34 protein-coding genes are annotated in these 20,662 nt (G+C 42.5%); all 34 read right to left on the bottom strand.

The genetic code is table 11. The features are described from left to right. Window positions 1-41 precede the first annotated feature (41 nt). The 34 genes from FGQ85_RS12015 to rpsJ all read right to left on the bottom strand — a co-directional run bounded on the left by FGQ85_RS12015 (window position 42) and on the right by rpsJ (window position 20,288). The gene (locus tag FGQ85_RS12015) at window positions 42-794 is read right to left on the bottom strand and encodes an aminoglycoside phosphotransferase family protein (RefSeq protein WP_087168660.1); all 753 of its coding nucleotides are present in this window, start codon (window positions 792-794) and stop codon (window positions 42-44) included. A 192-nt stretch (window positions 795-986) separates the two neighbouring features. Further along, a complete protein-coding gene (gene adhE / locus FGQ85_RS12010; protein ID WP_087254948.1) occupies window positions 987-3,599 on the bottom strand; it encodes a bifunctional acetaldehyde-CoA/alcohol dehydrogenase in 2,613 nt (870 codons plus the stop codon). A gap of 251 nt (window positions 3,600-3,850) precedes the next feature. Beyond that, a complete protein-coding gene (locus tag FGQ85_RS12005; RefSeq protein ID WP_087168662.1) occupies window positions 3,851-4,378 on the bottom strand; it encodes a bL17 family ribosomal protein in 528 nt (175 codons plus the stop codon). A gap of 105 nt (window positions 4,379-4,483) precedes the next feature. Next, window positions 4,484-5,443: a DNA-directed RNA polymerase subunit alpha gene (locus FGQ85_RS12000; protein ID WP_087168663.1), complete on the bottom strand. Its 960-nt coding sequence runs from the start codon at window positions 5,441-5,443 to the stop codon at window positions 4,484-4,486. A 39-nt stretch (window positions 5,444-5,482) separates the two neighbouring features. Further along, on the bottom strand, window positions 5,483-6,076 hold the full coding sequence (gene rpsD / locus FGQ85_RS11995; RefSeq protein WP_087168664.1) for a 30S ribosomal protein S4: 594 nt from the start codon (window positions 6,074-6,076) through the stop codon (window positions 5,483-5,485). A 16-nt stretch (window positions 6,077-6,092) separates the two neighbouring features. Further along, entirely contained in the window at window positions 6,093-6,488 is a 396-nt protein-coding gene (rpsK, locus tag FGQ85_RS11990) for a 30S ribosomal protein S11 (protein ID WP_024731877.1), read from the bottom strand. A gap of 32 nt (window positions 6,489-6,520) precedes the next feature. Next, window positions 6,521-6,889, bottom strand: coding sequence for a 30S ribosomal protein S13 (gene rpsM, locus FGQ85_RS11985; RefSeq protein WP_087168665.1), 369 nt, complete (start codon window positions 6,887-6,889; stop codon window positions 6,521-6,523). A gap of 274 nt (window positions 6,890-7,163) precedes the next feature. Beyond that, a complete protein-coding gene (rpmJ, locus tag FGQ85_RS11980; RefSeq protein ID WP_003022746.1) occupies window positions 7,164-7,277 on the bottom strand; it encodes a 50S ribosomal protein L36 in 114 nt (37 codons plus the stop codon). 115 nt (window positions 7,278-7,392) lie between these two features. Continuing rightward, window positions 7,393-7,611: a translation initiation factor IF-1 gene (gene infA, locus FGQ85_RS11975; RefSeq protein ID WP_004607275.1), complete on the bottom strand. Its 219-nt coding sequence runs from the start codon at window positions 7,609-7,611 to the stop codon at window positions 7,393-7,395. A gap of 25 nt (window positions 7,612-7,636) precedes the next feature. After that, a complete protein-coding gene (locus tag FGQ85_RS11970; protein WP_138373563.1) occupies window positions 7,637-7,885 on the bottom strand; it encodes a KOW domain-containing RNA-binding protein in 249 nt (82 codons plus the stop codon). Then, window positions 7,886-8,662, bottom strand: a complete 777-nt coding sequence (gene map, locus FGQ85_RS11965) for a type I methionyl aminopeptidase (protein WP_087254951.1) — start codon at window positions 8,660-8,662, stop codon at window positions 7,886-7,888. 2 nt (window positions 8,663-8,664) lie between these two features. Then, entirely contained in the window at window positions 8,665-9,309 is a 645-nt protein-coding gene (locus tag FGQ85_RS11960; RefSeq protein WP_087168668.1) for an adenylate kinase, read from the bottom strand. A 70-nt stretch (window positions 9,310-9,379) separates the two neighbouring features. Further along, the gene (gene secY, locus FGQ85_RS11955) at window positions 9,380-10,696 is read right to left on the bottom strand and encodes a preprotein translocase subunit SecY (RefSeq protein WP_138373562.1); all 1,317 of its coding nucleotides are present in this window, start codon (window positions 10,694-10,696) and stop codon (window positions 9,380-9,382) included. Continuing rightward, the gene (gene rplO / locus FGQ85_RS11950) at window positions 10,697-11,137 is read right to left on the bottom strand and encodes a 50S ribosomal protein L15 (protein WP_087168670.1); all 441 of its coding nucleotides are present in this window, start codon (window positions 11,135-11,137) and stop codon (window positions 10,697-10,699) included. A 22-nt stretch (window positions 11,138-11,159) separates the two neighbouring features. Next, entirely contained in the window at window positions 11,160-11,342 is a 183-nt protein-coding gene (gene rpmD / locus FGQ85_RS11945) for a 50S ribosomal protein L30 (protein WP_138373561.1), read from the bottom strand. A gap of 14 nt (window positions 11,343-11,356) precedes the next feature. Next, the gene (gene rpsE, locus FGQ85_RS11940; RefSeq protein ID WP_087168671.1) at window positions 11,357-11,866 is read right to left on the bottom strand and encodes a 30S ribosomal protein S5; all 510 of its coding nucleotides are present in this window, start codon (window positions 11,864-11,866) and stop codon (window positions 11,357-11,359) included. Between the two features lie 21 nt (window positions 11,867-11,887). After that, a complete protein-coding gene (gene rplR / locus FGQ85_RS11935; protein WP_087168672.1) occupies window positions 11,888-12,256 on the bottom strand; it encodes a 50S ribosomal protein L18 in 369 nt (122 codons plus the stop codon). Window positions 12,257-12,273: 17 nt separating this feature from the next. After that, a complete protein-coding gene (gene rplF, locus FGQ85_RS11930; RefSeq protein WP_087168673.1) occupies window positions 12,274-12,816 on the bottom strand; it encodes a 50S ribosomal protein L6 in 543 nt (180 codons plus the stop codon). Between the two features lie 207 nt (window positions 12,817-13,023). Continuing rightward, on the bottom strand, window positions 13,024-13,425 hold the full coding sequence (gene rpsH, locus FGQ85_RS11925) for a 30S ribosomal protein S8 (protein WP_087168674.1): 402 nt from the start codon (window positions 13,423-13,425) through the stop codon (window positions 13,024-13,026). 143 nt (window positions 13,426-13,568) lie between these two features. Beyond that, window positions 13,569-13,754: a type Z 30S ribosomal protein S14 gene (locus FGQ85_RS11920; protein WP_024731865.1), complete on the bottom strand. Its 186-nt coding sequence runs from the start codon at window positions 13,752-13,754 to the stop codon at window positions 13,569-13,571. 15 nt (window positions 13,755-13,769) lie between these two features. After that, entirely contained in the window at window positions 13,770-14,309 is a 540-nt protein-coding gene (gene rplE, locus FGQ85_RS11915; protein ID WP_087168675.1) for a 50S ribosomal protein L5, read from the bottom strand. A gap of 23 nt (window positions 14,310-14,332) precedes the next feature. Continuing rightward, the gene (gene rplX, locus FGQ85_RS11910) at window positions 14,333-14,644 is read right to left on the bottom strand and encodes a 50S ribosomal protein L24 (protein WP_087168676.1); all 312 of its coding nucleotides are present in this window, start codon (window positions 14,642-14,644) and stop codon (window positions 14,333-14,335) included. A gap of 14 nt (window positions 14,645-14,658) precedes the next feature. Beyond that, complete coding sequence (gene rplN / locus FGQ85_RS11905; RefSeq protein ID WP_087168677.1) at window positions 14,659-15,027, bottom strand: 50S ribosomal protein L14; 369 nt, start codon at window positions 15,025-15,027, stop codon at window positions 14,659-14,661. A gap of 36 nt (window positions 15,028-15,063) precedes the next feature. Continuing rightward, complete coding sequence (gene rpsQ / locus FGQ85_RS11900) at window positions 15,064-15,324, bottom strand: 30S ribosomal protein S17 (RefSeq protein ID WP_171027953.1); 261 nt, start codon at window positions 15,322-15,324, stop codon at window positions 15,064-15,066. A gap of 7 nt (window positions 15,325-15,331) precedes the next feature. Beyond that, entirely contained in the window at window positions 15,332-15,538 is a 207-nt protein-coding gene (gene rpmC / locus FGQ85_RS11895) for a 50S ribosomal protein L29 (protein ID WP_087168678.1), read from the bottom strand. Beyond that, window positions 15,528-15,965, bottom strand: a complete 438-nt coding sequence (gene rplP, locus FGQ85_RS11890; protein WP_087168679.1) for a 50S ribosomal protein L16 — start codon at window positions 15,963-15,965, stop codon at window positions 15,528-15,530. The genes rpmC and rplP overlap by 11 nt, the downstream gene beginning before the upstream one ends. Further along, window positions 15,965-16,621: a 30S ribosomal protein S3 gene (gene rpsC, locus FGQ85_RS11885; protein ID WP_087168680.1), complete on the bottom strand. Its 657-nt coding sequence runs from the start codon at window positions 16,619-16,621 to the stop codon at window positions 15,965-15,967. Before rpsC ends, rplP begins: the two co-directional genes overlap by 1 nt. A gap of 11 nt (window positions 16,622-16,632) precedes the next feature. After that, window positions 16,633-17,019, bottom strand: coding sequence for a 50S ribosomal protein L22 (gene rplV / locus FGQ85_RS11880; protein WP_048620766.1), 387 nt, complete (start codon window positions 17,017-17,019; stop codon window positions 16,633-16,635). 30 nt (window positions 17,020-17,049) lie between these two features. Beyond that, window positions 17,050-17,331, bottom strand: coding sequence for a 30S ribosomal protein S19 (gene rpsS / locus FGQ85_RS11875; protein WP_024731856.1), 282 nt, complete (start codon window positions 17,329-17,331; stop codon window positions 17,050-17,052). A 25-nt stretch (window positions 17,332-17,356) separates the two neighbouring features. Beyond that, window positions 17,357-18,199 (bottom strand): 50S ribosomal protein L2, encoded by an 843-nt coding sequence (gene rplB, locus FGQ85_RS11870; protein WP_087168681.1) that lies wholly within the window; start codon window positions 18,197-18,199, stop codon window positions 17,357-17,359. Between the two features lie 67 nt (window positions 18,200-18,266). After that, window positions 18,267-18,566 carry a 50S ribosomal protein L23 gene (gene rplW, locus FGQ85_RS11865; RefSeq protein ID WP_087168682.1) on the bottom strand — a complete coding sequence of 100 codons (300 nt, stop codon included), beginning with the start codon at window positions 18,564-18,566 and terminating at the stop codon, window positions 18,267-18,269. Next, on the bottom strand, window positions 18,566-19,186 hold the full coding sequence (gene rplD, locus FGQ85_RS11860) for a 50S ribosomal protein L4 (protein WP_087168683.1): 621 nt from the start codon (window positions 19,184-19,186) through the stop codon (window positions 18,566-18,568). Before rplD ends, rplW begins: the two co-directional genes overlap by 1 nt. 29 nt (window positions 19,187-19,215) lie before the next feature. Beyond that, window positions 19,216-19,896 carry a 50S ribosomal protein L3 gene (rplC, locus tag FGQ85_RS11855; RefSeq protein ID WP_138373560.1) on the bottom strand — a complete coding sequence of 227 codons (681 nt, stop codon included), beginning with the start codon at window positions 19,894-19,896 and terminating at the stop codon, window positions 19,216-19,218. A 74-nt stretch (window positions 19,897-19,970) separates the two neighbouring features. Further along, window positions 19,971-20,288 carry a 30S ribosomal protein S10 gene (gene rpsJ, locus FGQ85_RS11850; RefSeq protein WP_024731851.1) on the bottom strand — a complete coding sequence of 106 codons (318 nt, stop codon included), beginning with the start codon at window positions 20,286-20,288 and terminating at the stop codon, window positions 19,971-19,973. Window positions 20,289-20,662 lie beyond the last annotated feature (374 nt).

The raw sequence follows: 20,662 nt of genomic DNA, 5'->3' as shown, positions 1-20,662 counted from the left end.
GCCGGACCCGCAAGGTCCGGCGTGTGTAAATTCATAATCATTTACTGATAATCGAAGATATCGATCCATTTCATAAGGAAATCTTGTTCCATCGTATGTTTCTTTGTAAGCTGTGCTGCCGCAACGATCGGAAGCCACTGCTGTACGTACTGTTTTGCCGTATCGCTCTTCCTGCAGAACAGATCCATGTATTTGTCAGCGAGCTTCTGATCCTTCAGTGCAAACAGAAGGTAGGTCATGGCTGCATCCGCACTTGCGTTTCCCTGTGTGGCATGAGCCCAGTCAACCACATAGAGGGATCCGTCTTCTCCTACGATCACGTTGCTTGGATTGAAATCACCATGACATACTTTGTGATGCTTTGGCATGCTGTCCAGTCTTGTCAGGAGTTCATATCTGGTCGTAGCATCCACCACATCTTTCAGACTGTTGATCTGGCGGTTCAGTTTGTCTTTGAGTTTTCCTAAAAGCGGTGCTGTCTTGCTGTGAATCTCAAGCTGAAGATCTACAAACTGCTCCATGTACTCGTCCATCTTATCCGGATTTTCCTGCATCAGCTCTTCGAGTGTCTTTCCCTCTTTATAATCAATGACAAGTGCCCATTTTCCATCAATTTCATTTACACTTTTTACCTTTGGAATATTTAACCCTGTCGCCTCGACTCTTGCCTGATTGAGCGCTTCATTAAATACATCTTCCTTTGGATGAGATGGTTCAAAAACTTTCGCGATCCCCTCGTCGCAACGGTATACTTTTTTGTATGGGCGTTCTACGATTACATTTTCCAGTTTCATAAGATTACCTCCTGTCTGTCAAAACTGATCTTCGATTTATCCTTATTATACCATAACATTCTTATATTGGTAAATTTTTTAACAAACTTTTCGTTATTTTATATATTGACTGCACATTTTATACGATTTTTTTACAAAATATGCAAGGTGCGCAATTCCTGCCACACCTTGCATATGAAGTACGAATATCATTTAGTTGCCGTAGTAGGATTTCAGGTAAAGCTCTTTGATTTCGCTCATCAGCGGGTATCTCGGGTTTGCTCCTGTACACTGGTCATTGAATGCCTGTTCTACCATTTCATCCAGTGTAGCGAGGAAGTCTTCTTCTTTGATGCCCCATTCTTTGATCGTTTTCGGAATTCCGATTGCTTTCTTTAATTCTTCCAGTTTTTCACAGAATAATTCTACTGTCTCTGCATCATCTTTGCCGCAGATTCCTGCAAATCTTGCCGCCTCAGCATATCTTGCCTGAGCGTGCGGATACTGGTACTGTGAGAATGTTCCCATCTTAACCGGTACCTCTGCAGCATTGTAGCGGATTACGTTTGTCAGAAGCAGCGCATTTGCCACACCGTGCGGAATGTGGTGGAACGCACCAAGTTTGTGAGCCATGGAGTGGTTCAGTCCAAGGAATGCGTTGGCGAATGCCATACCTGCCATACAGGAAGCGTTTGCCATCTTCTCTCTCGCAATCGGGTCTGCTGCTCCCTTTTCGTAAGCTGCCGGAAGGTAATCAAATACTGTCTTGATTGCCTTTAATGCAAGACCGTCTGTATATTCTGTAGCCATGATGGATACATAAGCCTCGATCGCATGTGTCATAACGTCGATACCGGATGCACTTGTCAGTCCTTTCGGCTGTGTCATCATGTTGTCAACATCAACGATCGCCATGTTTGGAAGTAATTCGTAGTCAGCCAGAGGCCATTTTACACCTGTGTCAGCGTCTGTGATGATCGCGAACGGTGTCACCTCAGAACCTGTACCTGAAGAAGTCGGGATTGCTACAAAGTAAGCTTTCTCTCCCATCTTAGGGAATTTGTATACTCTCTTACGGATATCCATGAAGTCCATAGCCATGTCTTCAAAGTTTGCTTCCGGATGTTCATACATTACCCACATGATCTTTGCTGCGTCCATTGCGGATCCACCGCCGAGTGCGATGATTGTATCCGGCTCGAATGCTCTCATCTGGTCTGTACCTTTGAGTGCGCACTGTAAAGTCGGGTCCGGTGCCACTTCGTAGAAGCATGTATGCTGAATTCCCATCTCATCGAGTTTCTCTTCGATCGGTTTTACATAACCATTTTTGTATAAGAATGTATCAGTAACGATAAATGCTTTCTTCTTGTGCATCTCTGTTCCGAGCTCGTCGAGAGCCACCGGCATACATCCTTTTTTAAAGTAAACTTTTTCAGGTGTTCTGAACCAAAGCATATTCTCTCTCCTCTCGGCAACTGTCTTAATGTTGATCAGATGTTTCACTCCTACGTTTTCGGATACGGAGTTGCCTCCCCAGGATCCACATCCAAGTGTCAGAGATGGAGCAAGTTTGAAGTTGTATAAATCACCGATACCACCCTGGGAAGAAGGTGTGTTGATCAGGATACGGCAGGTCTTCATTGCTGCAGCATGTTTAGCCATTTTTTCTTTCTCTGCTGTATTGATGTACAGGGAAGAAGTATGTCCATATCCACCGTCTGCAACAAGCTGCTCTGCCTTTGCGATAGCCTCGTCAAATGTCTTCGCTTTATACATTGCAAGTACCGGAGAAAGTTTCTCATGAGCAAATTCTTCAGAGATATCTACGGATTCTACTTCACCGATCAGGATCTTTGTATTTTCAGGAACGTCTACTCCTGCAAGTTTTGCAATTGTGTATGCGCTCTGTCCTACGATCTTCGCATTCAGGGCACCGTTGATAATGATCGTTTTTCTTACTTTTTCGATCTCATCCTTCTTTAAGAAGTAGCATCCGCGATAAGCGAATTCTTTCTTTACTTCTTCGTATACACTCTCCAGAACAGTTACGGACTGTTCAGAAGCACAGATCATACCGTTATCAAACGTTTTAGAATGAATGATGGAGTTTACAGCAAGTTTGATGTCTGCTGTCTCATCAATAATTGCCGGTGTATTTCCTGCACCTACTCCAAGTGCCGGTTTTCCGGAGGAGTATGCAGCTTTTACCATTCCAGGGCCGCCTGTAGCGAGGATAATATCAGCATCTCTCATGACTTCATTTGTCAGTTCCAGAGACGGAACATCGATCCATCCGATAATGCCTTCCGGAGCACCTGCTTTGACAGCTGCGTCAAGCACAACTTTGGCTGCCGCAATCGTACATGCTTTTGCACGTGGATGCGGGCTGATAATGATTGCATTTCTTGTCTTTAACGCAATCAGTGTCTTGAAGATTGCTGTAGATGTCGGGTTTGTCGTAGGAATAACAGCGGCAATCAGACCGATCGGCTCTGCAATCTTTTTGATTCCGTATGCCGTGTCTTCTTCGATCACACCGCATGTCTTTGTATTTTTATATGCATTGTAAATATATTCAGCCGCATAGTGATTTTTAATAATCTTATCTTCGACAACGCCCATTCCGGTTTCTTCCACTGCCATCTTTGCCAGCGGGATACGAGCCTTGTTAGCTGCCATTGCTGCTTCAAAAAAGATCTTATCGACCTGTTCCTGTGTAAAAGTAGCAAATACCTTCTGAGCTTCTTTCATTGCTTTGATTTTTTCAATAAGAGCTTCCACATTGTCAATAATTGCTGGTGCTTCTTTTTTCTTTGTCGCCATGCTTATCTTCCTCCTAAACTCTAAAACGTTTTTATCGTTTCACTGTGCTTAGTATAGTTCATCGTTAATTATTTGTCAATTCATTTTTGATAATTTTTTAACGAAGAAAACTCTTTCTACTTTTTGCATAAACGAATGCCTGATTTTATGATTGTCTTCGTCATTTTTCCGATTACTTTATGACCGTAAACTTATTTCTAAAACATAAAAAACGGCTTTCCATAAAAGGAAAACCGTTTATGTTCTCAATATTAAACTAACTCGATGAATACTTCCATCGCAGCGTCACCTTTACGCTGTCCAATCTTTACGATTCTTGTGTAACCACCGTTACGTCCTTCGTATTTCGGAGCGATCTCTGTGAATAATTTTTCAACAAGATCTACTTCCTTCGGAGCTTTCTTCTTTCCGTCTACAACTTCTTTAACCGGAACGAGAACTTTCAGCATCTGGCGGCGTGCATGCAGTCTGGATGGAAGATCTTTTTTGATCTTCTTCTCAACTTCATCGTAAACGGTTACTTTCTTTCCGTCTACAACTTCTTTCACGCGCTTTCCGTCAGCATCTTTACGTGCAACTTTTGCTGTTACAGTTACTTCTTCGAAGTTATCTTTTTCTTTTACAGCCATTGCAATCAGACCTTCAGCGATTTTGCGGATTTCTTTCGCTTTCGCTTCTGTTGTTCTGATTCTTCCATGATTTAAAAGAGCTGTAACCTGATTTCTTAACAGAGCCTTTCTTAAATCACTTCTTCTTCCAAGCTTTCTATACTTTGCCATTGTTCTTTTCCTCCATTATTTACATCTGATTATGCATCTTCGGGCTTACTAGTCAAATGCCCTGCCGCGCACATCGGGCTTACCGGCAGGAAATTATCTTATTCTCTATTCCTCTCCCTGGCTGAGTTCGAGGCCGAGTTCTTTCAATTTTGCTAACACTTCTTCTAAAGACTTACGTCCCAGATTACGTACTTTCATCATATCCTCAGGAGTTCTGTTTGTCAGCTCTTCCACGGTATTGATTCCAGCTCTCTTCAGGCAGTTGTAAGAACGAACAGAAAGTTCCAACTCATCGATACTCATCTCAAGAACTTTTTCTTTCTCATCATCTTCTTTTTCGATCATGACTTCAGCAGCCTGAGCCACTTCGGAGAGATCAATAAAGAGCTTCAGATGTTCGTTTAACACTTTTGCCGCAAGGCTGACTGCCTCATCCGGAAGCAGGGTACCGTTTGTATATACATCCAGCGTCAGCTTATCATAGTCTGTAATCTGTCCGACACGAGTATTCTGTACAGTCAGATTTACACGCTCTACAGGAGTGTAGATAGAATCAATCGGGATCACGCCGATCGGAAGATCTTCCTTCTTGTTCTTATCCGAGCTTACATAACCTCTTCCTTTTGTGATGGTCAGCTCCATGTAAAGCTTGCTGTCTGCTCCACCGTTCAGCGTAGCAATGACAACATCCGGATTCATGATTTCAATATCAGAATCCACCTGAATATCAGCGCCTGTTACAACGCCTTCTCCTTCAAATTCGATATAAGCTGTTTTTGGTTCGTCTGTTTCTGAAGTGTTTTTAATCGCCAATGTCTTCAGATTCATGATAATCTCAGTAACGTCTTCCTTCACTCCCGGAATGGAACTGAATTCATGAAGTACACCATCGATCTTTACCTGGCTAATTGCAGCTCCAGGCAGAGAGGACAGCATAATTCTTCTCAGACTGTTTCCGAGTGTTGTTCCGTAGCCTCTTTCCAGCGGCTCCACAACAAATCTGCCGTATCTTTTATCTTCTGACATTTCTGTGATTTCGATATTCGGTTTATTAAAATCAAACACTATAAGTTCCCTCCTGCTATCAGCACGTTTTACGGGTTATTATTTAGAATATAATTCGACGATCAGCATTTCATCAACCGGTACATCGATCTCATCGCGTGTCGGAAGTTCCTTTACTGTTCCTTTTAAGCTTTCTGCATCTACATCTAACCATGCCGGTACAAGACGTCCTGCTGTTACCTCAAGGATATCTTTATATCTCTGAGAACCTTTGCATTTCTCTTTGATTTCGATTACATCGCCGGCCTTTACAAGGTAGGACGGAATGTTCACCTGCTTGCCGTTTACGAGTACGTGCTTGTGATCAACGATCTGTCTTGCTTCGCGTCTTGTTCTGGCAAATCCCATACGGAAGATGATGTTGTCAAGACGTGTTTCAAGAAGGATCATCAGGTTTGTACCTGTCATACCGTTCATCTGTTTTGCTCTCTTGTAGTAGTTACGGAACGGTTTTTCTAATACGCCGTAGATGAATTTTGCTTTCTGCTTTTCACGTAACTGAAGTGCATACTCGCTCATTTTTCTATTAGATCTTTTTAACTGTCTTTTGGACTTTTTATCAATTCCTAAATAAATCGGATCCATTCCGAGGGAACGGCATCTTTTCAGAACCGGAACTCTATTTACTGCCATGCTCTTTTCCTCCTAATTAGACTCTTCTACGTTTTGGTGGGCGGCAACCATTGTGTGGTACCGGAGTTACATCTTTGATGCTTGTTACATCAATTCCGCATGCCTGAAGCGCACGGATTGCTGCTTCTCTTCCTGAACCTGGTCCCTTTACCATAACGTCTACTGATTTCAGACCATGTACTAATGCTGCCTTAGCTGCTGTCTCAGCTGCCATCTGTGCTGCATATGGAGTAGATTTCCTTGAACCTCTAAATCCCAGACCGCCGGCACTTGCCCATGATAAAGCATTTCCCTGTGCATCTGTCAGAGTAACGATTGTGTTATTGAAAGATGACTGAATATGTGCCTGTCCATGTTCAACGTTTTTCTTGACACGTTTTTTTGTTACTTTCTTTGCAACTTTCTTTGCCATTTAAACTAACCTACTTTCTTGAATATTGTGTACTATTTCTTCTTATTTGCTACTGTTCTCTTCGGACCTTTTCTTGTTCTGGCATTTGTCTTTGTCTTCTGTCCACGAACCGGAAGTCCTTTTCTATGACGGATTCCTCTGTAGCATCCGATTTCCTGTAATCTCTTGATGTTCATAGCGATCTCTCTTCTAAGATCACCTTCAACAACCTGAGTTTCATCGATAACAGAGCTGATTCTCTTAACTTCTTCGTCTGTCAGATCTCTGCATCTTGTGTCAGGATTTACTCCTGCTTCTGTTAAGATACGGTTGGAACTTACTCTTCCGATTCCGTAGATGTAAGTCAGACCGATTTCTACACGTTTGTCTCTTGGTAAGTCAACACCTGCAATACGAGCCATACTTGTTTTCCTCCATTTTTACATGTTTTGTTTCATATTGTCTTTAACTGGGGCATACCGTATTTGACGGAATACTGATGTGCCCAGGCATATCCGGTATGTTAAATATGCCCTTTCCGGCAACCTTTGGGTTCATGACTGCCGGTATTAGAAGCAATATACAATGGCCCATCCTGCGGTGCCTTGTATATTTAAAATAGCGCTACACACCGCCTGGCGTGTCACACTATCAGCCGCCTAATTCATGTTCCAAATCACTGCTTTGTCAGCCTGATTAGCCCTGACGCTGTTTGTGCTTCGGATTTTCGCAGATAATTCTGATACTGCCTTTTCTCTTGATAACTTTGCATTTTTCGCAAATCGGTTTTACTGATGATCTAACCTTCATGTCAAATCCTCCTTTCATACCTTGTAAACCTACTGTTGCTGCCGATTGTGCGGACTTCGCCCACGAACGGCATCTAATATTATAGTTTTTCTCTCTTCAAAAGTCAATACTTTTTTTATTTATCTCTCCAGATAATTCTTCCTTTAGATAAATCATACGGTGAAAGTTCCAGAGTTACTTTGTCACCCGGTAAGATTTTGATAAAATTCATACGGAGCTTTCCACTGATGTGTGCAAGCACCTGGTGTCCGTTTTCCAGTTCAACCTGGAACATTGCGTTTGGCAGTTTCTCAACAACAGTTCCTTCAATTTCGATTACGTCAGCCTTTGACATGCTGTTCCTCCTTTTTGAATCCCTTTTACATGTGTTCTTTCTGATATTTTTTTATGAATGAACGGATGGAAATATCCGTCATTTCCTTCTCTTCCAGCTTTTCTTTGATCAGCTGGACATGCATGACTTTTTTTGTTTTCGGCCTCTCCATAGTCCGGATCTTCCCGTCCGAAAGCAGAAGCATCTGATCTCTTTCTTCTATTATAATATAAAGCTTTCCTTTGTCATGCCCTGCAAGTGATCTCACAAGCATTCCCGGTTCATAACTTAACATCTAAGTCTCCTCTTTGCCCTCTTCCTCCGACAATGTCAAAATTTTCGGTTCTCCCTCTGTAATCAGAATGGTATTTTCATAGTGTGCGGAAGGTTTCCTGTCTTTTGTCACCACAGTCCAGCCATCCCTCATCCATTTGACATCCGCTGTCCCAAGATTAATCATCGGTTCAACCGCAAGGGTCATTCCTGCCTTCAGCCTCAGTCCTCTGCGCGGCATTGCGAAGTTTGGAATCTGGGGATCTTCATGCAGCTTCGTTCCGATCCCGTGGCCGCAAAGTTCCCTGACAACTCCATACCCGAAATATCCGGCATATGTTCCGATTGCGCGGGAAATATCATATAAATGATAACCCTCTTTTGCATATTTCATACCTTCAAAGAAACTTTGCCTCGTCACTTCCACGAGTTTTCTGACTTCTTCTCCCGCATCTCCCAGTATGTGCGTCCTGGCAGCATCGGAATGATAGCCTTTGTAAATAACCCCTGCATCCAGAGAAACGATATCTCCTTCTCTTATGATTCTGTGCCGGTCCGGAATTCCATGTACGACTTCCTCATTGACAGATACACAGATCGAAGCCGGATATCCATTATAACCGAGGAAGGAGGGAGTGCATCCGTAACTTCGGATGATCTCCTCCCCCAGATGATCAATATCAGCGGTTGACATCCCCGGCCGGATTCCCTTTCCAAGCTCCCTGTGAACTTCTCCAAGAATTCTTCCGGCTTCCGTCATCAACTCTATCTCGCGGGCTGATTTGATTTTCACGGACATTTTTATTCTCCAAGAATTTTTACAATTGCTGCGAATACGTCGTCAATGTCGACTGTTCCGTCTACTTCACGCAGAATACCTGCATTGTTGTAGTAGTCAATCAGCGGCTGTGTCTGCTCATGGTATACGTTCAAGCGCTTCTGAACTGTTTCCGGTTTGTCGTCATCTCTCAAAATCAGCTCTTTACCGCAAACATCGCAGATATTCTCCTGTTTCGGCGCAGCATAGACAATATGGTATGTAGCTCCACATCCGACACACGCTCTTCTTCCGCCCATACGGTTTACAATATTCTCATCCGGAACATCTACATCAATTGCATAATCCATTTTTTCACCAAGTGCGGCAAGTGCCTTGTCAAGAGCCTCTGCCTGCGGAATTGTACGCGGAAATCCGTCGAGTACATATCCGTTTTTGCAGTCATCCTGTTTTACACGGTCAATTACAAGATCTACTGTCAGTTCGTCCGGCACAAGAAGTCCCTGATCCATGTATTCTTTTGCTTTTTTTCCAAGTTCTGTTCCCTCTTTAATATTTGCCCGGAAAATGTCTCCCGTGGAAATGTGAGGAATCTGGTATTTTGCCGCGATCTTCTTTGCCTGGGTTCCTTTACCTGCCCCCGGTGCACCTAACATAATTACTTTCATACTGCGTACCTCCATATTATCTCTTTATAGAACTTTAACTCGCGAAAAAATTTTCCGCGAGCTAAAATCATCAGGTATTTAAAAATCCTTTGTAATTACGAACAAGCATCATGGATTCGACTTTCTTGATTGTTTCCAGAACGACACCTACGATAATAATCATGGATGTTCCTCCGAAAGAAACATTTGCACCGAATACTCCGTTGAAGAAGAACGGAATAATCTGTACAATTACAAGACCGCACGCTCCGATGAAAATGATATAATTCAGGATCTTTGTCAAATATTCGACCGTCGGTTTTCCTGGTCTGATACCAAGGATAAAACCTCCGCTTTTTTTCATATTGTTTGCAATTTCCATCGGATTGAATGTAATACTCGTATAGAAATATGCAAAAAATACTGTCAGGAGGATATATACGATTAATCCCCATGAATACTGAAGATTTGATGGATCACACCAGTTGTTTGAATTCAGTCCTCTCAGTATTTCACTTCCGATACCGTCCCCGTCTCCTTTTCCAAGGAAAGAAGCGATAACAATAGGGAACTGCATCAGAGAAGATGCGAAGATAACCGGGATTACTCCTGCTGTGTTAACCTTCAGTGGAATATTGGTAGACTGCCCGCCTATTGTTTTTCTTCCGACAACCTTCTGAGAATACTGTACCGGAATCTTCCGAACCGCATCCTGCAGAATGATAACAAAAACAATCACTACAAGCAGAATCAACAGGATAATAACAGCCGCGAGAGCTGCATTAGCAAGACTTTTACCGCTTATAAACTGACTGTATAACGTCACGAAGTCCTGTGGAATTCTGGAGAGAATGTTGATCAGAAGTACGATGGAAATACCGTTTCCAACACCTTTTTCTGTAATACGTTCACCAATCCACATCAACAAAGTAGAACCGGCTGTCAGTGTCATGATGACAACAGCTGCATTCACAAAATTAAACTCTACAAGAAGACCCTGACGTCCAAATCCGATTGCCATTGCAGCAGACTCGATTAATGCGAGCGCAACTGTAAGATAACGCGTAATCGCCGTCATCTTCTTTCTTCCTTCTTCTCCTTCTTTCTGGAGCTCTTCCAACTTCGGAATCGCAATTGTAAGAAGCTGAACGATAATTGAGGAAGTGATGTACGGCGTAATGCTCAACGCAAAAACGGACATCTGGGTAAAGGAACCTCCGGTAAATGCATCAAAAAAGTTAAATGCATCTCCGGTCTGGCTCGCAAAAAAGTTCTGGATGTATGTCGGATCCACCCCCGGTGTCGGGAGTTCGGATCCGAGTCTTACAACAATCAGCATCAAAAATGTGAAGAACAGTCTCTGTCTGATCTCTTCAACCTGAAATGCCCTACGGACTGTCTGAAGCAATTAGATCACCTCTGCTTTTCCACCAAGAGCCTCAATTTTAGCTTTTGCGCCTTCGCTGAAAGCATTAGCCTGAACTGTAAGCTTTTTGGTTAACTCTCCATTTCCAAGAATCTTAACGCCGTCTTTCGGGTTCTTAATGATTCCTTTTTCGATTAAAGCTGCTACTGAAACAACTGCATCATTTTCAAATGCTTCTAATGCGCTTACATTGATACCAACGATTTCCTTTGTGTTTCTGTTTGTGAAACCTCTCTTCGGAATACGTCTGTATAATGGCATCTGTCCACCTTCAAATCCCGGTCTTGTTGCTCCGGAACGTGCTTTCTGACCTTTGTGTCCTTTTCCGGCTGTCTTACCATTTCCAGATCCGTGTCCACGGCCTCTTCTGAAATTATCGCTGTGTTTTGAACCATCAGCTGGTCTTAAATTTGATAAGTCCATTATGACACCTCCTTATCTGATATTAAGCTTCTTCTTCCATTTTTACTAAATGTCTTACCTGCTGTACCATACCTCTTGTTGCAGCATTGTCCGGAAGTACAACTGTTTTGTGCATCTTCTTTAAACCTAATGCTTCAACTGTTTTTTTATGCTTCGGAATGGCACCGATTGTTGATTTCACTAATGTGATTTTCAAATTTGCCATGTTAACCGTCCTCCTTAGCCTACGATCTCTTCAATAGATTTGCCGCGAAGTCTTGCAACGTCCTCCGGTGTCTTTACATTCTTCAGGCCGTTCAGAGTAGCGAGTACTACGTTCTGTTTGTTGTTGGAACCTAAAGATTTTGTACGGATATTCTTGATTCCTGCCATCTCGATCACGGCACGGGCCGGACCGCCGGCAATAACTCCGGTACCTTCCGGAGCGTTTTTCAGAAGTACTGTTGCGCTTCCGAATTTTCCATACATATCATGAGTGATACTTTCTTCATCATTCAGTGCAACTGTGATGATGTTTTTCATTGCGTCTTCTTTTCCTTTGCGGATTGCTTCCGGAATTTCTGCCGCTTTACCTAAACCTGCACCAACATGGCCTTTTCCATCGCCGACAACTACTAAAGCTGTGAATCTGAAGTGACGGCCACCTTTAACAACTTTGGTTACACGTTTAATTGATACTACTTTTTCATTTAACTCTAACTGACTAGCATCAATGTGATTACGTCTCATCTGTGTTTTCCTCCTCAACTTCTAGAATTCCAGTCCAGCTTCTCTAGCTGCGTCTGCTAATGCTTTGACTTTTCCCTGATATATAAAGCCGCCTCTGTCAAAGACAACTTCCTTGATTCCCTTTTCCAGAGCTTTCTTAGCAATAACCGTTCCAAGATATGCTGCTGCTTCTACATTGTTGGTTTTTTCCAGTTCTGCTTTCACGTCCTTCTGAAGAGTGGAAGCTGATACCAGAGTGTTTCCAACTGTATCATCGATGATCTGAGCATACATATGATTGTTGCTTCTGAATACAGCAAGACGTGGTCTTTCAGCTGTACCGCTGAAACGGTTGCGTAACTTTCTATGCTTGTTTAAACGAACTTCGCTTCTTGATTTTTTGCTAACCATTTTCACACTCTCCTTACTTATTTCTTACCAGTTTTACCAACTTTACGTCTGATAACTTCATCAGCATACTTGATACCTTTGCCCTTGTAAGGTTCCGGTCTTCTCTTGTCTCTGATTTCAGCTGCGTATTGGCCAACTTTTTCTTTGCTGATACCTTTAACAATGATTTTGTTCTGTCCTTCAAGTACAGTTTCAATTCCTTCCGGATCTTCCATCTCTACCGGATGAGAGTATCCAAGGCTTAATGTAAGTTTCTTTCCGGCTTTTGCCGCTCTGTAACCAACACCGTTTACTTCAAGAACTTTCTGGTATCCTTCAGTTACACCGATCACCATGTTGTTGATCAGCGTTCTTGTAAGACCATGTAAAGATTTCATTTTCTTTAAGTCGTTCGGTCTTGTAACCACGATTGTATTGTCTTCTTTTTTGATTTCCATTTCAACTGGAAGTTCTCTTACGAGAGTTCCTTTTGGACCTGTTACAGTCACTTTATTGTTCTCTGCAATTTCTACAGTTACTCCTTCCGGGATTGCAACCGGAAGTCTTCCGATACGTGACATAACGTATACCTCCTACACTTAAATTTTCGGAACGGACCTGATCCGCTCTGTTTTCAGTTTCATGGGGATCATATCCCTATATACATGCCTCGCTCCGTGCGCCTAAGCTCAAACTTCGCCTGCGGCTCGTTTTCGCTAACGCTTGGGAGCAGCCTTCACACTAACCTCGCACTGCGCTTGCGCTTGTGCTCGCCAAGTGTTCAGTGCTTACCATACGAAGCAGAGTACTTCTCCGCCAACACCGAGTTTTCTTGCTTCTTTGTCTGTTACTACACCCTGGTTTGTGGAGATGATTGCTGTTCCAAGTCCACCAAGTACTTTCGGGAGCTCTTCCTTGCCTGCGTATACACGAAGACCCGGTTTAGAGATTCTCTTTAATCCTGTAATAACTTTTTCGTTCTTATCAGCGCCGTATTTTAATGTAATTCTGATTGTTTTGAAGCTTCCTTCATCAATCAGATCATATTTTGTAATATATCCTTCGTTTACAAGGATGTCTGCGATAGCGACTTTCATTTTGGAAGCCGGTACATCTACTGTATCATGTTTTGCAGTGTTTGCGTTACGAATTCTTGTAAGCATATCTGCGATTGGATCACTCATAGTCATTTTCAATTTCCTCCTTATGGAATGGTTCATTTTGTTTCCTGACTGCGGATATCCTTTTTCAAGGAGTTCTCCGGAACATGCCGGAGAGCAGCCTTTCGCCCCGCACATCCCGGTCAGGGATGAGCGTAAAGCAGTTAACGGGCCTACCAGCTTGCTTTCTTTACTCCCGGAATTTCTCCTTTGTAAGCTAATTCACGGAAGCAGATACGGCAAATACCATATTTTCTTAAATATGCATGCGGACGGCCGCAGATTTTACAGCGATTGTATTCTCTTGTGGAGAATTTCTGTTTGCGCTGCTGTTTGATTTTCATTGCTGTCTTTGCCATGATTTTCCTCCTTTACTACTTTGCGAATGGCATGTTGAACTGTTTCAGTAATTCACGAGCTTCTTCGTCTGTCTTTGCAGTTGTTACGAAGATTACGTCCATACCGCGAACTTTGTCAACCTTATCGTATTCGATTTCCGGGAAAATCAGCTGTTCTTTGATTCCAAGGGCATAATTTCCTCTTCCGTCAAATGCGTTCGGATTTACACCTCTGAAGTCACGTACACGAGGAAGTGCAAGGTTGATCAGACGATCAACGAACTCGTACATTTTTTCACCTCTTAATGTAACTTTACATCCGATCGGCATACCCTCTCTGATTTTGAAGTTAGCCACGGACTTTTTAGCCTTTGTTGTAACTGCTTTCTGACCTGTGATTGTCTCCATGTCAGCAATAGCAGATTCCAGAAGTTTGTGGTTTTCTTTAGCTTCACCTACGCCCATGTTGATAACAACTTTGTCGAGCTTCGGTACTTCCATAATGTTTTTATATCCAAATTTCTTGATCAGAGCGTCTACGATCTCGTTCTGATACTGTTCTTTTAATCTACTCAAAGCGCTGGACCTCCTTTCTCGAATTAATCAATCACTTCGCCTGTTGATTTAGCGTAACGTACTTTCTTGTCTCCGTCCATCTTGAAACCTACTCTTGTAGCTTTTCCCTTGTGAACGTACATTACGTTAGATGCATCAATAGGTCCTTCCTGATGGATGATGCCGCCTTCCTGATTAGAAGCACTTGGTTTTGTGTGCTTTGTCAGCATGTTGACACCCTCTACCAGAACTCTTCCGTTCTTTCTGTCAACGGAAATTACTTTGCCTTCTTTGTCTTTATCTTTTCCAGCGATAACTTTAACAGTGTCGCCTTTTTTAATTTTCATAGTTGACATTCTCAGGTACCTCCTTATAATACTTCCGGAGCCAGAGATACGATCTTCATGAACTGTTTCTCACGAAGTTCTCTCGCAACTGGTCCAAAAATACGAGTTCCTCTTGGGTTCTTGTCGTCTCTGATAATAACAGCAGCATTTTCATCGAATTTGATGTAGGAACCATCTTTACGACGTGCGCCTTTTACTGTACGAACAACGACAGCCTTTACAACGTCACCTTTTTTAACAACGCCGCCTGGTGTTGCGTCTTTAACAGAAGCAACGATCACATCTCCGATATTTGCATATCTTCTTGTAGAACCGCCCATAACACGGATACAAAGTAATTCTTTAGCACCTGTGTTATCTGCTACTTTTAATCTGCTTTCTTGCTGAATCATGCAGGTAACCTCCTTATATTCTGCTCCATCGTGAAATTATTTCACTTTTTCCATTATTTCCACAAGTCTCCATCTCTTGTCCTTGGACAGCGGTCTTGTTTCCATAACTTTTACTTTATCTCCAATGTTGCATTCGTTGTTTTCGTCATGTGCTTTTAATTTGTAAGTTCTCTTCACGATTTTGTTGTAAAGCGGGTGTTTCACATGGTCTTCAACTGCAACTACGATTGTTTTGTCCATTTTGTCGCTGACAACCTTACCAACTCTTGTTTTTCTCAGGTTTCTTTCCACGTTCATTCCCTCCTTACTCAGCCTTTGCCATCTCAGTCATCACTGTCTGGATTCTGGCAATATTCTTTCTTACTTCTTTGATCCTGCTTGTATTTTCAAGCTGATTCGTTGCGTTCTGGAATCTCAGGTTGAAGAGTTCCTTTTTAGCAGCTACTAATTCTTCATTCAATTCTGAAACTGATTTTTTTCTTAAATCTTCTACAAATGCATTAATTTTCACTGTTATCACCGCCTTCTAAGTCTGCGCGAGAAACGATTTTACATTTACAAGGTAATTTGTGCATTGCAAGACGCAGCGCTTCACGTGCAACTTCTTCCGGTACTCCGGAAAGTTCGAACATAACACGTCCTGGTTTTACAACTGCTACCCAGTATTCAAGAGTACCTTTTCCGGAACCCATACGCGTTTCAGCTGGTTTCGTAGTTACAGGTTTATCTGGGAAAATCTTGATCCAGACTTTACCACCACGTTTGATATAACGAGTCATAGCAACACGGGCAGCTTCGATCTGGTTGGAACGGATCCAGCAAGGTTCCATTGCCACAAGACCATATTCACCGTTAGTAATCTTATTTCCGCGTAAAGCCTTACCTCTCATGGAGCCACGGAACTGTTTACGACGTTTTACTCTTTTTGGCATTAACATTATTTATCGCTCCCTTCCTGATTAGCCTTTGTTGGAAGAACTTCGCCTTTGTATACCCAGACTTTCACACCTACTTTTCCGTAAGTTGTGTCTGCCTCAGCGAATCCATAGTCAATGTCTGCACGAAGTGTCTGAAGCGGAATTGTTCCTTCGCTGTAGAACTCTGTACGAGCCATATCAGCTCCGCCAAGACGTCCGGAAACGGATGTTTTCACACCAAGCGCTCCTGCCTTCATTGTTCTGCTCATGCAGGACTTCATAGCACGTCTGAAAGAAATACGGTTTTCAAGCTGAAGTGCGATGTTTTCAGCAACGAGCTGAGCGTCTCTGTCCGGTTTCTTTACTTCTTTGATGTCAACGATAACTTTCTTGTCTGTCATCTTCTGAAGTTCTGCTTTCACTTTCTCGATTTCAGAACCGCCTTTACCGATTACCACACCCGGTTTTGCTGTGTAAACGATGATTTTTACACGGTCAGATGCTCTTTCGATCTCGATCTTTGCGATTCCGGCACTGTATAATTTATTCTTAAGAAATTTTCTGATTTTGTGGTCTTCAACCAGATTGTCGCCGAAGTCTTTTTCTGCATACCATCTGGAATCCCAGTCTTTGATGATACCGACTCTCAATCCGTGTGGATTAACCTTCTGTCCCATGATTGCCCTCCTTATCTTTCATCTAACACAAGTGTAATGTGGCTCATTCTCTTTTCGATTCTGTAAGCTCTACCCTGTGCTCTTGGTCTGATACGTTTCATTGTAGGTCCTTTGTTCGCATAGCATTCTGCGATGTAAAGGTTTTCTGGTGACATACCGTTATTGTTTTCAGCGTTTGCGATTGCTGATTCTAATAATTTCTTAATCAAGCTGGAAGCATATCTTGGGTTGTATGTTAAAATTCCAAGTGCTGTTGTTACATCCTTACCTCTGATGGCATCTAATACGAAGCATGCTTTCTGCACAGAGACTCTTGCGTAGGATAACTTAGCTGATGGTCTTGTGTCTTTGTTCGCATTTCTTTCTCTTTTAATCTGAGATCTATGTCCCTTAGCCATGGATGAACCCTCCTTTCGAATACACGTTTATTATCTTACTCTGGATTTCTTTTCGTCTTTTCCATGTCCTCTGTATGTTCTTGTTGCAACAAACTCTCCAAGTTTGTGTCCAACCATATCTTCTGTGATATATACCGGGACATGTTTTCTTCCGTCATGAACGGCAATTGTATGACCGATCATCATCGGGAAAATTGTAGAACGGCGGGACCATGTCTTGATAACAGACTTGTCTCCGGATTCGTTCATAGCTTCTACTTTTTTCAGTAAACTCGCATCTGCGAATGGTCCTTTTTTAAGTGAACGAGCCATTAGGTTTAACCTCCTTCAAAACTGTTTATTTGATAGCTTTTCCGTCACGTCTTCTTACGATCAGCTTATTAGACGCTTTGTTTTTCTTTCTTGTCTTAAGACCAAGTGCCGGTTTGCCCCAAGGTGTAGACGGGCCTGGACGTCCAATACCAGTCTTACCTTCACCACCACCGTGCGGATGGTCATTCGGGTTCATAACAGAACCACGAACTGTAGGTCTGATGCCCATATGGCGTTTACGTCCTGCTTTACCGATGTTGATCAGGTTGTGTTCGCCGTTTCCAACAACACCAACTGATGCACGGCATACAAGCGGTACCATTCTCATTTCGCCTGAAGGAAGACGAAGTGTAGCGTATTTTCCTTCTTTAGCCATTAACTGAGCGCTGTTACCAGCGGAACGAACGAGCTGTCCGCCTCTTCCTGGATAAAGCTCAATGTTGTGAATCTGTGTACCAACCGGGATTTCAGAGAGCGGCAGGCAGTTTCCTACTCTTACTTCCGCTTCCGGTCCATTCATAACTGTCATTCCGTCTGTCAGTCCCTGCGGTGCAAGGATGTAAGCTTTTTCGCCGTCTGCGTAGCAGATCAGAGCGATGTTGGCTGTTCTGTTCGGATCGTACTCGATACCGATTACCTTTGCCGGAATTCCATCTTTATTTCTCTTAAAATCGATAATTCTGTATTTTCTCTTAGCTCCGCCTCCGCGGTGTCTTACTGTAATTTTACCCTGAGCGTTACGACCAGCTGTTTTGCTCTTGGATGCAAGCAGAGATTTCTCTGGAGTTGTCTTTGTGATCTCAGCAAAATCAGATCCGGTCATCTGTCTTCTGGAAGGTGTATATGGGCTGTATGTTTTAATTCCCATTACTGTATCTCCTTTCGTTATCTAATTATTGGTTTCACGGATTTGCACCGTTTATTTTCTCTATATCCTAGAGTCCCTGGAAGATTTCGATCTCTGCGCTTTCTTCTGTAAGAGCTACGATCGCTTTCTTCGTCTTAGCAGTTTTTCCGTATGTCATGCCACGGCGTTTTGTCTTTCCGTCCTGGTTCATTGTATTAACACTCTTTACTTTTGTTCCAGCGAACATTTTTTCAACTGCTTCTTTGATCTGAGTCTTGTTAGCTTCCGGATGAACAAGGAATGTGTATTTCTTGTCAGCCATAAGCCCCATGCTTTTTTCTGTAATCACCGGTTTCAGGATTACGTCATAATACTGAATGTTTGCCATTATGCGTACACCTCCTCGATTGCCTCTACAGCTGCTTTTGTAGCAATCACTGTATTGTATTTCAGGATATCATACACATTGATTGTATTAGTGCGTGCAGTCTTAACATCGGCAATGTTTCTTGCAGAAAGCTCAGCCTTTGTGTTGCCGTCTTCTAATACCACTAATGCTTTGGATACGTTTAAGTTGCTTAATACATTCTGGAATTTCTTTGTTTTGATTTCATCGAAATTCATTTCATCTACTACGATGAACTTGTTCTCTTCTACTCTGGATGTCAGAGCGGATTTCAGAGCTGCTCTCTTTTCTTTCTTGTTTAATTTGAAAGAGTAGTCTCTCGGTGTCGGAGCAAATACCACTCCACCGCCTGTCCACTGCGGAGCTCTTGTTGATCCCTGTCTTGCATGACCTGTTCCTTTCTGTCTCCACGGTTTTCTTCCGCCGCCGGATACTTCAGAACGAGTCTTTGCTTTCTGTGTTCCCTGACGTTTATTTGCAAGCTGCTGTACAACTGCCATGTGCACAAGGTGTTCGTTAACTTCAACACCGAAAATAGCATCATTTAAGTCAATCGTACCAACTTCTTTACCTTCGATATTGTAAACAGCTACGTTTGCCATTACTATGTTCCTCCTTTCCTCTCAAAAACCTAAATACTCTTTACTGTTTCTTTGATTGTTACTAAAGATTTTTTAGGTCCTGGCACGGAACCTTTTACTAAGAGCAGATTGTTTTCCGCATCAACTCTTACTACTTCAAGATTCTGAATTGTGATCTTCTTGCTTCCCATGTGTCCCGGCATTTTCTTTCCTTTGAATACCTTGCTCGGATCGGAAGCCGCACCGTTGGAACCTGCGTGACGGTGGAATTTGGAACCGTGTGTCATAGGTCCTCTGTGCTGATTATGTCTCTTGATTGCACCCTGGAATCCTTTACCTTTGGACATTGCTGTTGCATCTACCTTATCTCCTACCGCGAAGATATCAGCTTTGATTTCCTGTGCAAGTGCATATTCTTCTGCATTGTCAAATTTGAATTCTTTTACGAATCTCTTTCCGGATACTCCAGCTTTGTCGAAGTGTCCTTTCTCAGCTTTTGTCACACCATTTCTGTGGACAATTTCTTTCTTGCCGCTCTTGTCTACATTGACAATCTTTTCTTTCTTGTCAACGAATCCAACCTGAACAGCCTTGTAACCATCGTTCTCAACTGTCTTGATCTGTGTTACAACACAAGGACCAGCCTGAAGAACAGTTACCGGAGTTAATACTCCATCTTCGTTGAAGATTTGAGTCATTCCGACTTTTGTTGCTAAAATAGCTTTCTTCATTATGTTTACCTCCTGTGATTTACAGCGGAACGGACATGCATCCGTTCATCCTAAATTTTAGGAATACTGCTTTCTTATTTTTGTTTCATTTTGATATCGATGTACACACCTGCCGGCATTTCCAGTCTGGATAATGCATCAACTGTCTTCTGTGTTGGTGTGATGATATCAATCAGTCTTTTATGAGTTCTCTGCTCGAACTGCTCTCTGGAATCTTTGTATTTGTGAACAGCTCTCAGGATTGTAACTACTTCCTTCTTTGTCGGAAGCGGTACCGGTCCGCTCACCTTTGCTCCATTTTTCTTTACAGTTTCGATAATTTTCTTGGCAGATGCATCAACCAGCTGATGATCATATGCCTTCAGTGTGATTCTCATTACTTGACTTGCCATAAAAAAAGTCGCCTCCTTTTCGTACTTTCAAACTCAGTACGACAAGCGGTGACTGTACACTCTCCCGTGCGTGTCCACATCGACTCACACGTTGTTACCATGTTTCAATGGATGTTATTGATTCGTACAGTGACTTGTCGCCAGTTTCCTAACTTGACATTCGCTCCGCGGAAAAACCTGCCATTTCCAGGCAGCAACCTCACGTTTCATCGCTATCATGTCACAGCTTTTTCAGTATATATGAAACAATATAAATTTGCAAGCCCTTTTTACATTTTTTTGTATTTTTTTTGATACACTGAACTGAAAAGTTTATTTCCACTTTAAATGGGCTAAAGTGGATTTTAGTCTTACGCTTATTTCTACTTCCATTC

This window comes from Pseudoflavonifractor sp. BSD2780061688st1 E11, from assembly GCF_005844125.1.
In the GTDB taxonomy this organism is placed as follows: domain Bacteria; phylum Bacillota; class Clostridia; order Lachnospirales; family Lachnospiraceae; genus Sellimonas; species Sellimonas catena.
The sequence above is the reverse complement of the archived record's forward strand: the minus strand, read 5'-3'. Positions and strand labels throughout refer to the sequence as shown.